General features: G+C 29.3%; 17 protein-coding genes. All 17 read left to right on the plus strand.

The annotated features are described in order from the left end of the window. The first annotated feature begins 214 nt into the window (after positions 1-214). Complete coding sequence (locus ABIV_RS01985) at positions 215-1,624, plus strand: DASS family sodium-coupled anion symporter (protein ID WP_114838296.1); 1,410 nt, start codon at positions 215-217, stop codon at positions 1,622-1,624. 240 nt (positions 1,625-1,864) lie between these two features. Continuing rightward, complete coding sequence (locus ABIV_RS01990) at positions 1,865-2,593, plus strand: DUF4198 domain-containing protein (protein WP_114838297.1); 729 nt, start codon at positions 1,865-1,867, stop codon at positions 2,591-2,593. Positions 2,594-2,595: 2 nt separating this feature from the next. Continuing rightward, positions 2,596-3,198 carry a cobalt transporter CbiM gene (gene cbiM / locus ABIV_RS01995; protein WP_114838298.1) on the plus strand — a complete coding sequence of 201 codons (603 nt, stop codon included), beginning with the start codon at positions 2,596-2,598 and terminating at the stop codon, positions 3,196-3,198. Beyond that, the gene (locus ABIV_RS02000) at positions 3,195-3,593 is read left to right on the plus strand and encodes a peptidase associated/transthyretin-like domain-containing protein (RefSeq protein WP_129088503.1); all 399 of its coding nucleotides are present in this window, start codon (positions 3,195-3,197) and stop codon (positions 3,591-3,593) included. Before cbiM ends, ABIV_RS02000 begins: the two co-directional genes overlap by 4 nt. Then, positions 3,590-4,237, plus strand: coding sequence for an energy-coupling factor transporter transmembrane component T family protein (locus ABIV_RS02005; RefSeq protein ID WP_114838300.1), 648 nt, complete (start codon positions 3,590-3,592; stop codon positions 4,235-4,237). Before ABIV_RS02000 ends, ABIV_RS02005 begins: the two co-directional genes overlap by 4 nt. Continuing rightward, positions 4,234-4,887 carry an energy-coupling factor ABC transporter ATP-binding protein gene (locus ABIV_RS02010; RefSeq protein ID WP_114838301.1) on the plus strand — a complete coding sequence of 218 codons (654 nt, stop codon included), beginning with the start codon at positions 4,234-4,236 and terminating at the stop codon, positions 4,885-4,887. The genes ABIV_RS02005 and ABIV_RS02010 overlap by 4 nt, the downstream gene beginning before the upstream one ends. Positions 4,888-4,953: 66 nt before the next feature. Continuing rightward, positions 4,954-5,433 (plus strand): hypothetical protein, encoded by a 480-nt coding sequence (locus ABIV_RS02015; protein WP_114838302.1) that lies wholly within the window; start codon positions 4,954-4,956, stop codon positions 5,431-5,433. Positions 5,434-5,439: 6 nt separating this feature from the next. Further along, a complete protein-coding gene (locus tag ABIV_RS02020; RefSeq protein ID WP_114838303.1) occupies positions 5,440-5,637 on the plus strand; it encodes a YwbE family protein in 198 nt (65 codons plus the stop codon). Further along, entirely contained in the window at positions 5,637-6,080 is a 444-nt protein-coding gene (locus ABIV_RS02025) for a YaiI/YqxD family protein (protein WP_205526942.1), read from the plus strand. Before ABIV_RS02020 ends, ABIV_RS02025 begins: the two co-directional genes overlap by 1 nt. A 205-nt stretch (positions 6,081-6,285) precedes the next feature. Next, positions 6,286-6,615, plus strand: coding sequence for a hypothetical protein (locus ABIV_RS02030; RefSeq protein ID WP_114838305.1), 330 nt, complete (start codon positions 6,286-6,288; stop codon positions 6,613-6,615). An 18-nt stretch (positions 6,616-6,633) separates the two neighbouring features. Further along, entirely contained in the window at positions 6,634-7,299 is a 666-nt protein-coding gene (locus tag ABIV_RS02035) for a c-type cytochrome (protein ID WP_114838306.1), read from the plus strand. Next, positions 7,289-8,704, plus strand: a complete 1,416-nt coding sequence (locus ABIV_RS02040; protein WP_114838307.1) for a cbb3-type cytochrome c oxidase subunit I — start codon at positions 7,289-7,291, stop codon at positions 8,702-8,704. Before ABIV_RS02035 ends, ABIV_RS02040 begins: the two co-directional genes overlap by 11 nt. 12 nt (positions 8,705-8,716) lie before the next feature. After that, complete coding sequence (locus ABIV_RS13570; protein ID WP_162917966.1) at positions 8,717-8,869, plus strand: hypothetical protein; 153 nt, start codon at positions 8,717-8,719, stop codon at positions 8,867-8,869. A 75-nt stretch (positions 8,870-8,944) separates the two neighbouring features. Then, positions 8,945-10,594: a nitrite reductase gene (locus tag ABIV_RS02045; protein ID WP_114838308.1), complete on the plus strand. Its 1,650-nt coding sequence runs from the start codon at positions 8,945-8,947 to the stop codon at positions 10,592-10,594. An 89-nt stretch (positions 10,595-10,683) separates the two neighbouring features. Continuing rightward, positions 10,684-12,246: a nitrite reductase gene (locus ABIV_RS02050; RefSeq protein WP_162917967.1), complete on the plus strand. Its 1,563-nt coding sequence runs from the start codon at positions 10,684-10,686 to the stop codon at positions 12,244-12,246. A gap of 303 nt (positions 12,247-12,549) precedes the next feature. Beyond that, positions 12,550-12,867, plus strand: coding sequence for a c-type cytochrome (locus ABIV_RS02060; protein WP_114838311.1), 318 nt, complete (start codon positions 12,550-12,552; stop codon positions 12,865-12,867). A 1-nt stretch (position 12,868) separates the two neighbouring features. After that, the gene (locus ABIV_RS02065) at positions 12,869-13,990 is read left to right on the plus strand and encodes a radical SAM/SPASM domain-containing protein (RefSeq protein WP_114838312.1); all 1,122 of its coding nucleotides are present in this window, start codon (positions 12,869-12,871) and stop codon (positions 13,988-13,990) included.

Here is a 13,990-nt window from a genome sequence, read left to right on the forward strand (position 1 = left end):
TTAGGGCTTAGCTTAGTATAATTTAGTTCCAAATCGTTCCTGTAAAACTACTTCCTAAAAACTCTTAATTCATCTTCGGTCAAGTATAGTGTAGTAAGGTAGTTTAATACTACCTATACTTTAATCTTAAAATATAAATTATTTAAAATTTTTAAAGTAAAATTATGTAATAATCATAAATATATTACATAATTATTATAAGAAGGAGTTAATTATGTTATCTAACAAAATGAAAATGGCTTTACCCATTTTAGTTGCAATATTTATTGCTATTCTTCCAACTCCCGAAGGTTTAACTACAAATGCACATTATTTCTTTGCAGTATTCATAGGTGTTATTGTTGGATTAATTTTAGAACCTATTCCAGCAGCAATGATTGGATTAGTTGGTGTTGCATTTAGTGCATCTTTTGGATTAGTAAGTGATAGTGCAAAAGCTAGTAGAGATTGGGCATTAAGTGGCTTCTCTAATGGTGTTATTTGGTTAATTTTTGCAGCATTTATGTTTGCATTAGGTTATAAAAAAAGTGGTTTAGGAAAAAGAATTGCTTTAATATTAGTTAAAAAACTGGGAAAAACTTCTTTAGGTTTAGGATATGCTGTTGCTTTTGCAGATGGTGTATTATCTCCTTTTATGCCTTCAAATACGGCAAGAAGTGCAGGTACAATTTTCCCTATTGCAATTAATATTCCACAAATGTTTAATTCAACACCAGAAAATGAGCCTAGAAAATTAGGAGCTTATATTTCATGGGTTGCAATTGCATCAACTTGTGTAACGAGTTCAATGTTCTTAACAGCACTAGCTCCAAACCTTTTAGCAGTATCATTAGTTGAAAAAAATGCAAATATAGTAATTACTTGGGGACAATGGTTTTCAACGCTAGCAATAGTAATGATTCCTCTTTTCTTATTAGTACCATATTTAGCATATGTTATTTATCCACCAGAACAAAAAAAATCTCCTGAAGCTCCAGCTTGGGCAACAGAAGAACTAAATAAAATGGGACCGATTACTAAAAAAGAATTAATCATGTTAGGTCTTGGTCTTTTAGCTTTAGTTTTATGGATTTTTGGAAAACAAATTGGAGTAGATAGTACAGTTGCTGCAATTTCAGTTTTATGTTTACTTGTTTTAACAAATGTAATTTCATGGGATGATGTAATTTCTAATAAAGCAGCAATTAATGTATTCATTTGGTTTGCTACTTTAGTTGCTATGGCAGGTGGATTAAAAAAAGTAGGTTACTTAGATTGGTCAGCAGGTTTAATTTCAACTTGGCTTGAAGGATTAAGTCCATCTATTGTGGTACTTACATTAGTTGTTTTATTCTTTTTATTCCACTATTTATTTGCGAGTGTTACAGCTCATGTTGTAGCTTTATTACCGCTATTTATAGGAATTGCAGTAAATCTTATTCCAGCAGATATGGTTCACTCTTTAGCCTTATTATTAGTAGGTTCTTTAGGATTAATGGGCATTTTAACTCCTTATGCTACAGGACCATCTCCAATTTGGTATGGAGCAGGGTATATCTCTCAAGCAAAATGGTGGCTATTAGGTGCAATTTTTGGTGCTATTTATTTAGCAGCATTAGTACTTCTTGCCTTATTTATAGTTTAAAAAATAGCACTTTTAAAGTGCTATTTTTAATTTAAATTCTTATGACAACTTTTCAAAAATTTAATAAATGGTTTGATAAAAACTCAAATAAAATTCTTTGGATTATACTAGGATTGCAAGCATTAATAGTTGCAATAGCAAGTTATAATAATTAGTTCCTAAACTACATAAGAAAGCATAAAATTTATTTCCTTATAAAAGCCAAAGAATTATAATTTATAAAAAATTTGGAGGCATATCTTGAAAAAACTTATTTCATCACTAGCATTAATAGGTGCAACAATTGCAAATGCACACTTCTTAACATTTCTACCCTCAACAGATAATGTTAATTCAAAAGAGCAGTCAACTGTAAAGTTTGAGGCAATGTTTATTCACCCTTTTGAGCAAACTGGTATGACAATGGAAAAACCAGAAGGCATTTATTTAGAAAATAAAAAAGAGAAGCTATCTTTAAAAGAAGTATCAAAGTTTGAACATAAAGCTTGGGAGACAACTTACAAAATAAAAAGACCTGGTGTTTATAAGTTTTTTGTACAGCCAGAGCCTTATTTTGAGCCAGCAGAAGAAAAATTTATCTCTCATGTTCCAAAATCAATTATCTCTGCATATGCAATGGAAGATGGTTGGGATGAAGCTATTGGATTAAAATATGAAATCATTCCTATGGTTAAACCTTTTTCTCTTTATGCTGGTAATATTTTCAGTGGTAAAGTTTTACATAATGGAAAAGCTGCAAGTAATGTTGAAGTAGAAGTAGAACTATATAATGAGTTTGGATTAAAAGCACCAAGTGATACACATATTACTCAAGTTGTGAAAACAGATGAAAATGGAAACTTCTCTTTTGTTATGAATCATAAAGGTTGGTGGGGATTTGCAGCACTGATTGAAGAAGGAGAAAAAGAGTATAAAGGTAAAATGTATCCAATAGAAAATGGAGCATTAATCTGGATTAAGGCTTATTAAAAATGCATATATCTGATGGAATATTAACAAGTGAAGTAGCAATTGGATCAGCCATAATTGCTACTTCATTTTTACTTTACTCATTTAAAGATTTGAAAAATAAAAATATTGCCATTGTATCTTCTATGTCAGCACTATTTTTTATTGCTTCTTTTGTACATATTCCATTGGGTTTTGTACAAATACATTTAATTTTAATTGGTATTATTGGTATAATTTTAGGTGCACAAGTATTTTTAGCAATTTTTATTGCACTTTTATTACAAGCTACTCTTTTAGGATATGGAGGAATTAGTTCTTTAGGTGCAAACTTAATTATTATGTCTTTACCTGCATATTTAATATATTTAGCTTCAAAATATGGATTTTTAAACTTTTTTTCTGAAAAAATAAAATACTTTATGATAGGATTTCTTGCTGTATTACTATCAACTCTATTTTTAGCTTTAATATTAGCCTTATCAAAAGAGGAGTATTTATATGCTTCTTATACAGTTTTTTTAGCTAATGTTCCTGCAATGTTTATAGAGGGTTTAGTAACACTATTTTTAATAAATTATTTAAAGAAATCAATACCTGATTTGATAAGTGAGGCAAAACTTTGAGAATACTCTTTTTTCTTCTGTTTATTTCGGCAACATTGTTTGCACATAAGTTAAACCTTTTTCTAGACTTTAAAGATGAAAAACTCTATATTTACTCTTATTTTAATTCAGGAGCCCCTTGTAAAAATTGCAAGGTAGAGTTACTTGATAAAGATGATAAGTTAGTTAAAAGTTTACAAACAGATGAAAATGGAGAGTATTTATTAGCAGATTATAAAGATATTAGTTGTATTCGAGTCGAGGCTTTTGGTGGACATGCAACTAGAGGAAAAATTGATATTCAAAATAAAGAAGAGGAAACTCCTATTACAAAAGAAGACTCTTTTTTAGAATCAATTATTGCAATCATTTTAATAATTTTGATTTTTTTAGGATTAAAAAGAGTTAAAAAGTGATTTTTCTATCTCCTACTATAAGTTTTGTATCTGCAATATTTTATTCAATCTTTATTAGTTTTTCAAATGTAGAACTTTTATATTTATTACCAATACTTTATGTTCTTTTTTGTGAATATAAAAATATCTTCCAAATTTTTAAAAGATTGATTTTCTTAAATCTTTTTATTCTTATGATATTTATTGTTTTACTTCTTCAAACAACTTTTGAAGAGGCTTTTAATATCTATCTTCGTACAAATATGATAATCCTATTTAATCTTACAGTTTTCTATCGTTCAAGTGGTTATGACATAGTAAGAGCTTTAAATGATTTAAAATTTCCAAATAAAGTAGTAAGTTCAATCTATTTTACTCTAAAGATGATACAAATATTAAGTGATGAGTTAAAAAGTATTCGTATGACTTTAAGAGCAAGAGGTTTTAGGGCAAACTCCTCTTTATTTACTTATGAGACTTATGGAAATCTATTTGGGCATATTTTTGTTAAATCAATCAAAAAAGCACAAGCTTTAGAGGAGTCTTTTAATCTAAGGGGTTTTCATGGTAGAATATATTTAATAAACCAAATAAAAATCTCTTATTTTGATTTAATCTTACTGTTTTTAATTTCAATGTTATATGTTAAAGGTTTTGTAGTTTGAGTTGTTCAATAAATGTAAAAAATGTATCTTATGAAGTAAATGAAAAAACGATTTTTGAAAATATTACATTAAATGTATCCCATGAAGAGAAAATAGCAATTATAGGTTCTAATGGATCTGGAAAAAGCTCTTTTTTAAAAATTCTTGCTGGCTTAATAAAACCAAAAGAGGGAGAGGTATTTCTTTTTCACGATAAAATGAATAGTTTAAAAGAGTTTAAAAAATATAGGTCTGATATAGGTTATTTACCACAAGATGTAAGTGATTTTTTCCTTTGTCCCACAGTTATTGAAGATGTAATGTTTAATTTAAGAGCAAAGGGTGTTAAAAAAGATGAAGCCTATGAAAAAGCTCTAAATACTTTAACTGAATTAGGAATTGAACATCTTGAAGAGAGAAATATTTATGACTTAAGTGGAGGAGAGCAAAAAATTGTTGCACTTGCTGGAATCTTAATTACAAAACCCAAAATTTTACTTCTTGATGAGCCTACAAATGCTTTAGATGAAGATGCAGAAAAAAAGATTGTAGAGATTTTAAATAGTATTAAAAAATCTATGATAATAGTCTCTCATCATAAATCATTTATTGAGAGTTTAACCCCTACAATTTATAAATTAGATAATAAAAGTTTACAAAAAGTTAATTAAGTGTAAATTTCAATCTTTATCTTATGAAATAAATAATAAAATAGCCTAAATTAAATTAGGAATATTATGGATTTTAAAAAATTAGATACTGAAACAAAAGAGAAGCTAAGTTCTCAGTTTAAAGAGTTCTCAGATATTTTAGGTGGGAAAAACTTTTTCTTAACAACTATTGAAGAGATAAGAGATATTAAACCTAATCCTTTATTAAATAAAACAGGTACTTTCCATACTAAAAAAGTGAAAATCTCATTAAGTAAATCATTACTTAAAGATACTCTTACAACTCTATATGATTCTATTAGAAGAGAAGAGAAAGTAGGGGATATGCTAGATGGAATTAATCCAAAAGAGTATAAATCAGTAATGAATATGATAAAAACTTTAAAACCTGCAACAGTAACTTTTGAATCTAAAGAGAGTGGACAATCTTTCTCTTTCAATATTTTAGATACAAGTGAAGAGAAAAAAACAAAGGTAACTTTTGCTTTTAAAGCAATATTCTTCTACCATTTAGATGAAGCAAAAAAAGCTTTAGCTTACGAATAGACCTCAATGATTAGAAATCCAAAAGAAAGAGATGATATAGAAGTAGGGTTAAAAGTTAATATTGTTTTGAAGAAAGATCAAAGAACTAATAAACTTACACAAGGTATAGTAAAAAAACTTTTAACCAACTCTTCTTATCATCCCCATGGCATAAAAGTTCAGTTAGAAGATGGACAAGTAGGAAGAGTAAAAGAGATTTTATAATGACTTTATATGTAGATGGTGATGCTTTTCCAAATCTTTTAAAACCAATTCTTTTTAGAGCTATTGAAAGATTGTCTCTAAAAACTGTGGTAGTTTCAAATAAGAAAATAAATATAGGACACTCTTCTTATATAGAATACTTAATTGTAGAACAAGGAGCTGATGAAGCTGATAATAAAATTGTTGAACTTTTACAAAAAGATGATTTTGTTATAACAGCTGATATCCCTCTTGCCAATAAAGTTATTGAAAAAGAGGCTCATGCTTTGGATCATAGAGGCTTACAATATACTCAAGATAATATTAAAGAGTGCCTTGCAGTAAGAAATTTAATGCAAGAAATACGTGATAGTGGAGAACTTACTAAAGGACCTTCTGCTTTTACACAAAAAGATGTCCAAAAATTTGCTAACTCTTTAAATGCTTTTTTACAAAAACTATAGATAATACTCTCTTTAAATTTTAATCAAATAATCAAAACAATTCTTCATAAAAAACTATATTTTTTTACTTTTTAAATACATTTTATTTTATTTTTCCAAATAACTTCATCAATTATAAAAAATTGATATATATCATTTTTTTAAGCTAAGTTTTAGACTAGAATTTTTTAATGGTTCATATGTTTGCACAAAAAGGAGAAGAAATATGGAAGATGTTGTTTTAATAAGAAGACCCGAAATTGCATTGGAAGATTTTTTGCCAATATTTTTGTCCTCTTCTTTTGTATTGATATTTGGGCTATTTTTTGTAGCTATTTATACGCTAGTAAAAATGGGAAAACTTAAAAATATGTATATGCCTTTTGCATATATATTTTGGGGTTTACAAACATATTGTATGTATTTTTTTGCTGCGAAAATACAGAGTAATCCTTTTACAATAAAAGTACTTATGGTAACAATGGTTTGTTATCTTATTCTTCCTCATTTGTATTATTACTTAAATTTTCGTTCTGAAGAAAGATACGAACAATAAATCATTAGGAGGAACAAAGTGTCTAGAAAAGTTGTTTCAGTATGGACTAGTATTCCTTTCTGGAGAAGGTCTGCTGGTTGGGTAACTGGTTTTGCTGCAGTCTTATTAATTTGGCTTACATTTGATTCAATGAGCCAGATTACTATGGGAACAGATGCTGACCTTAAAAATGGTATTACAAAAAGAGTACCAGCTCCAACAGTAATCAATTATAAGATTACTTATGAAATGGATACTAGAAGAGGTCATGAGGTGCCAAAAATTGGTGAAAAAGAGAAGTTTTTTGGAAGAGATGATTGGTCTGAAGAAGAGGCTTCTGCTCTTTTAAGGTTAGGGAAATTAGCTTCTCAAGCTAAGAACTGTATGAATTGTCATACGCTATTAGGAAATGGTGCATATTATGCTCCTGACTTAACAAAAGCTTGGTTAGACCCAGCATGGGAAAATTATATTCCAATGACAGGTTCAACAACAAAAGAAGAAGCAATGTCTAAATTCTTACAGAATCCTTCAATGTATCCATCGCATGAGAGAATGATGCCAAATCTTGGTATTACTGAAAGAGAAGCAATAGGTCTTGTAGCTTTCTTAAAACATATGTCATCTATTGATACAAATGGATTCCCAAGAAACTTTGGAAGAATGTCTATAGATGGTGTGACAGGAGCAATTCATGGTAAATAATTTACAATTTGAATCTAAAAGATTAGCAATTAAGTATTTTATAGTTGCAGCTATTTTATTTGGTGCACAATTACTTATGGGACTTATTGCTGCAATTCAATTCTTAGTTCCAGGATTTCTTTTTGAAGTATTCGATTTTAATGTTGCAAGAATGGTTCATATTAATGCTTTAGTAGTCTGGATGCTTTATGCAATGATAGGTTCGGTTTATTACTTATTACCAGATGAAACTGAAATTGAAACTGTAGGAATTAAACTTGGAAATCTTGCCTTTTATATATTAACTGCTGCTGTTACAGTTGTTGTTTTAGTATATATTTTAGTTCAAGTAGGACCAGCAAGTGAGTTCACTATTTGGTTTATTAATGAAGGTAGAGAGTATATTGAAGCTCCAAGATGGGCAGATATAGGTATTGTAGTAGTAGTTTTAGTATTTGTTTTTAACCTTTTTGCAACAGCAATAAAAGGAAAACAAACAGGTATTGTAACAGTTCTTATGGCAGATGTATTAGCTCTTGCTGGTTTATATCTTGCTGGAATGTTCTTTACTGATAATATCTCAGTTGACCAATACTGGTGGTGGTGGGTAATCCACTTATGGGTTGAAGCTACTTGGGAAGTATTTGTTGGATGTTTAGCTGCCTATGGTCTTATTAAGATAATTGGAGCTAGAAGAGAAATTGTAGAGATGTGGTTATGGATTGAAGTAACTATGCTTTTTGGTTCTGGTATTTTAGGATTAGGGCATCACTATTTCTGGATTGGAACCCCTGAATATTGGTGGGAAATTGGAGCATTATTCTCTGCACTTGAACCTGTGCCTTTAGTTGCAATGTTTGTGCATGTAATTTATGACTGGGGTAAAGAGACTGGACTAAAAGAGGGTTCAGAAGAGAAAACTATGAACAATTCTCCAGCTTTTGCTTGGTTTGTTACAAATGCATTTGGTAACTTTTTAGGTGCCGGTGTTTGGGGATTTTTCCATACTTTACCACAAGTAAATATTTATACTCATGGTACACAATTTACTTCTGCTCATGGACACTTAGCCTTTTTTGGAGCATATGCAACTATTTTAATTGGAATGTTCTATTTAGGTGTACAAGGTAAAAATGGTATTAAAGTTTTAAAAGCAACTTTTGCTTCTAAAATGGCAATTTCATTAATTACTATTGGAGTATTAGGAATGACTGTGTCATTAACTATTGCTGGATATGGACAAGTATTAGTAGAAAGAGCTCAAATGGGAGCAACATGGCAAGCATACTTTGTTTCTCAAAGTTTACCTTGGTTTGTTCAAGGTCTTGGTTGGCGACTTGCTATGGGAGTTGTAACTTTTATTGGATTTGTATTCTTAGTAAAAGATTTATTAACAACTTCAAAAAGTTTAAGACATATACATTAAAAAGGAGAAAAAATGATAGATCCATTTGTTGATGTAGTACCAAGTTTTTTTGCTACATTAAATCAAGGTCCATTAACTTTGACTCTATTTTTACATACCATAATTGTACTTCCAATGTTTTGGATTTACAAGTCAGAGAAAAAAAGATTAGAGGAAGAGGCTTGATGTAGGGGATTTAAGGATAAGGCTTAACTAATAATAATTAGTTTTTATTTATTTCAAACGAAGGAGATAAATATTATGAAGATTAGAAATGTATTAGGTATGGTAACTATTGCTTGTTTAGGATTAACATCAGTAGTTGGTGCAGAAGAGATTAAGTTGTCAAAAGAAGAGATGAAAAAAGCAACACAAGTATATTTTGATAGATGTGCTGGATGTCATGGTATGCTAAGAAAAGGGGCTTTAGGACCTAGCTTAGAAGCAGATGTTTCAAAAGCAATAGGAACAGAATCTTTAAAGTATATAATCAATAATGGAACACCAGGGGGAATGCCTGGTTGGGGGAAAACAGGTGAATTAACAAAAGAAGAGACAGAGTTAATGGCTAAATATATCCAAATTAAAGCTCCTCTTCCACCTGAAAAATCTATGGCAGATATGAAGAAATCACATAAGATTCTTATACCTGTAAAAGATAGACCAAAAGCTCCTGAAGCTAAAAACTGGAAAGACTACTTTGCAGTTATTTTAAGGGATGTAGGAGAAATTGCTATTATTGATGGAGTTACAAAGAAAATAGTTTCAGTTGTACCATCAGGTTTTGCAACACATATTACTAGAACAGGTGCTTCTGGAAGATATATGTATGTAATTGGAAGAGATGGAAAGGCTTCTATGATTGATTTATGGATGAAGGTTCCTAAAAATGTAGCTGAAATTAGAACTTGTAATGATGCAAGAGCTATTGATACATCTAAACATCCAGATTTTAAAGATAAATATGCGATTGTTGGATGTTATTGGCCACCTTCAATTGTGACACTTGAAGCAGACACTCTTGAACCTTTAAAAATTGTTTCAACAGCAAGTTATACTTATGATACAAATGAGTATACAAGAGAAGCAAGAGTTGCTGCAATTATTGCTTCACATGAAAAACCAGAATGGGTTGTAAATATTAAAGAGACAGGTCAAGTGTGGTTATATGACTACTCAAATGTTAAAAACCCTAAAGTTACAATGGTTGAAGCTGAAAGATATTTACACGATGGTGGTTGGGATTTATCAAAAAGATATTTTATGACAGCTGCAAATGCTAAAAATATTATCTCTGTAATTGATACAAAAGAAGGGAAATTAGTTGCTAATATTCCATCTCAAGGAATTAAACCTCACCCAGGAAGAGGTGTAAATATTAATTCTAAAAAATATGGTCCAATTTGGGGTTCAGGGCATATAGGTTCAAATGATATTATTTTCATTGGAACAGATCCTGTAAACTATCCTCAGTATGCTTGGAAAGTTGTTAAGAAAACTTCTCTTCCTGGTGAAGGTGGAGGAAATTTATTTATAAAAGGACATCCAAACTCACCATATATTTTTGCTGATAGACCAGTTAATCCAGATAGAAAACTTCAAACACAAATCTATGTATTAGATAAAGAGAGTTTAGAGGTAGTTAAAACTATACCTATTCCTAAAAAATATTTAACTCCTGCAAAAACTGAAGATGGTAAAGAGGTTGCTTCAAGAGGACCTGTTCATTTTGAGTTCAATGCAGATGGTTCAGAAGTTTGGACATCAATTTGGGGTAATAAATTAAAAGCAAGCCCTATTTTAATCTATGATTCAAAAACTTTAGAACTAAAATCAGTAATTGATGATAAAAGATTAATTACACCAACAGGTAAATTTAATGTAACAAACACAATGACAGATACATATTAATTTATCTCTTAGTATCAAGCCTTAGGCTTGGTACTAAAATAATTTATTGAAAGGCTTATATTATGAAATCTACAAGGAAAGTCTTTTTTTTGCTAACTATTTTTTTAAGTAATGTCTTTGCTTCAGATAATGCAGCATTAGTTCATACTCTTGAAGCATTACCTAAAAAAGAAGTTGGTAAAGAGTTATATAATAAATATTGTGCAACTTGCCACCATAAAAAAAGAATAGGTTTAGATGGACCTCCTTTATTACCTAAATTCTTAAGAAAATTTACAGAAAAAGAGTTATCTTCAAAGATAAAAGATGGTTTTCCTCAAACTTTAATGCCAAAATATGATTTTTTAAATCCTTATGAATTATTATCAATAGCAAGATATATTAAATCACCAATTAAAGAGAAAATACAATGGAGTAAAGAGGATATCTATAACTCAATTACTTCTTTTGATGATCCTTTAAACCCCTTAAAAATAAAAGATATAGAACAAGTACTTCCTGTTGTTGAACGGGATGGTTCTAAAGTTTGGGTTATGGAAGATACAAGAGTTTTAAGTAAATTTCCTTTAGCCAATGTACATGGGGGTATAAAATATAGTAGTGATGCAAAAAATATCTATGTTCCCACAAGAGATGGTTGGGTACAAAACTACTCTTTAAAAACAGGTCAAAGATTCAACAAAGTAAGAGCCTGTATTAATTTAAGAAATATCTCTTTAAGTAATGATGGAAAAAATCTTTTTGCAACCTGTTTACTTCCTGAGCAAGTTGTAATAATTGATACCAAAAGTATGATTCCTTTAGAGGTAAAAAAACTTGAAGGTAAAGTTTCTGCTTTATATGAATTATATTCACAAGATAAAGCAATTTTCACTTTTAGAAATAAACCTTTACTGGCAACTCTTGATACAAATAGTTTTAAAATCAATTATACAAATATAGATGACCCAATTGAGGATTTTTTTATAGACCCTTTTGAAGATTATTTAATAGGAACAGCAAGAAAAGGTAAACTCTTACGAGTATTTGATTTAAAAACTTTAAAAATGGTTTTTGAATATAAAATGGAAGGAATGCCCCATCTTTTCTCTGCTACATATTGGTATAAAAATGGAAACTTCTATTTTGCAACACCACATATAAAAAAGCCATATGTAACAATTTGGAAGATGTATGACTGGCAATTTATTAAACAAGTTAATATAAAAGGCGATGGTTTTTTTGTTAAAACTCATCCTAATACACCTTATCTTTGGACAGATAATGGCAGTGATAAACTTGTATTAATAGATAAAGAAGATTACTCCCTTAAAACTTTAACTCCTAGAAAAAATAAACAATATATTCATACTGAATATAGTGGAGATGGGAAATATACTTATTTAAGTATTTATGAAAAAGATGGAGAAATTATAGTTTTAGATACAAATAGTTTTAAACAGCTTGCTTCATATAAAGCAAATATACCTGTTGGTAAATATAACTATATAAATAAAAGTAGAAAGTTTTATCCAAGACTTTTTGGCTGGGATATTTTTAAGCAAAAGTGTAAAAATACTCTTCCTTGTGAAAATTTAAAGTTAAATACTTATGAAAAAAGAAGCTTAGAAGCTTTTCTTCAAAGTATAAAGAGAAAGAGTATTTATAAATAATATAGTCCTAATCCAACTATTAAAGATAGAAAAATTGTGATTAGAACGGTTAATAAATCATAGGTTTTGTTACTTATTTTTATATATTTTTCTAGGTATTCAACTATTTTTATAGCGGGATATATCATAAAAATAAGTAGAACAATAGAAAAAACAAATATCATTATAATTTGCATGGTAAATCCTTAAAATTTATTTAGATATTTTAGCTGATTTTGTTTTTTTATTTATTGATAGATATCAAGTACAAGCCCCTTGGTATTATGTTAAGATGATTATAGTCTTAAAGCAAAAGGAGAAAAAATGTGCTTCATAATTAGAGTTTCTCTTGTAATAATTCTTTATGCAACAGCTTCTGCAAATAGTGTAGATAATAAGGTTTTTAAAGAGTATTGTTGGGGATGTCATCATGAAACTTCTCTTGCTTTTGGTCCTTCTTTTCAAGAGATTGCAAATAAAAGAACAGTTGGTGAAATAAAAGGACATATAATTGCCCCAAAATCTACATATAAACAACTTGGATATAAAAGAAGTGTTATGCCAAGTTTTAAAGATAAATTAACCCTCCAAGAATTAGATGAGGTTACAAACTTTATCCTATCATTTAAAAAAGAAGATTAATATGTTACGTTTATCCAATCTAATAAAATCAACTCTTGAAGAGACAAAGGCCAGAACTTTAAATGGTTCTATTTTAATTTGGAATTTTACTAATCGCTGTAATTTACTATGTCATCACTGTTATAGTAAAGCTGATATGTATGAAAAAGATACTCTTACTTTAGAGCAGATAAAAAAGACTATTGATGAATTAAAAGAAGCAAATATCAATTTTGTAATTTTTTCAGGAGGAGAACCTCTTTTAAGAAAAGATATCTTTGAAATAGCTTCATATATGAAAGAGAAAAAAATCTTTACATATCTCTCTACAAATGGGTTTTTTATAAATGAAAATAATGTAGAAAAAATCATAGATACTTTTAATTATATAGGTATTTCTATTGATGGAATAGAAGAAGTACATGATAGATTTAGAGGGCATAAAGGCTCTTATAAGAAAGCTATTGAAGCTATAAATCTAATCTCAAAATATGGTGGGAATGCGGGGCTTAGATTTACTCTTACAAAAGAGACTCAAAGCAGTTTCTTTAAGATGTTTGAATTAGTTGAAAAATTAAATATAAAAAAATTTTATATCTCTCATTTAGTATATTCAGGAAGAGGAGAAGAAAACCTAAATATTGATATTTCAAAAGAGAAAAGAAGAGAGTATGTGGAATATATTATAGATAAAGCTTTTGAGTATTACAAAGAAAAAAAAGAGATAGATATTGTAACTGGAAATATGGAGATGGATGCTATCTTACTTTTAAATAGGTTTAAAGAAGTCTATCCCGAAAAAGTTCTAAGTTTAGAAGAGAAACTATTAAGGTGGAAAGGAAATTCTTGTGGAAATAGATTAGGGAATATAAATTGGGAAGGAGTTGTAAAACCAGACCCTTTCTTTCCTTGTTCAATAGGTAACTATTTACAAACACCTTTTAATGAGATTTGGAATGATACTTCAAATGAGATTTTAAACAAGCTAAGGGAATTTCCAAGAAAAATAAAAGGTAAATGTGAAGAGTGTAAATATATTTCTATTTGTAATGGTGGTTCGAGGGCAAGAGCCTTTGCTCTTAGTGGTGATTTATGGCAAGAAGACCCTTCTTGTTATCTAACTTTAGAAGAGATTAGGAGCTAA

This window comes from Halarcobacter bivalviorum, from assembly GCF_003346815.1.
Lineage (GTDB): Bacteria > Campylobacterota > Campylobacteria > Campylobacterales > Arcobacteraceae > Halarcobacter > Halarcobacter bivalviorum.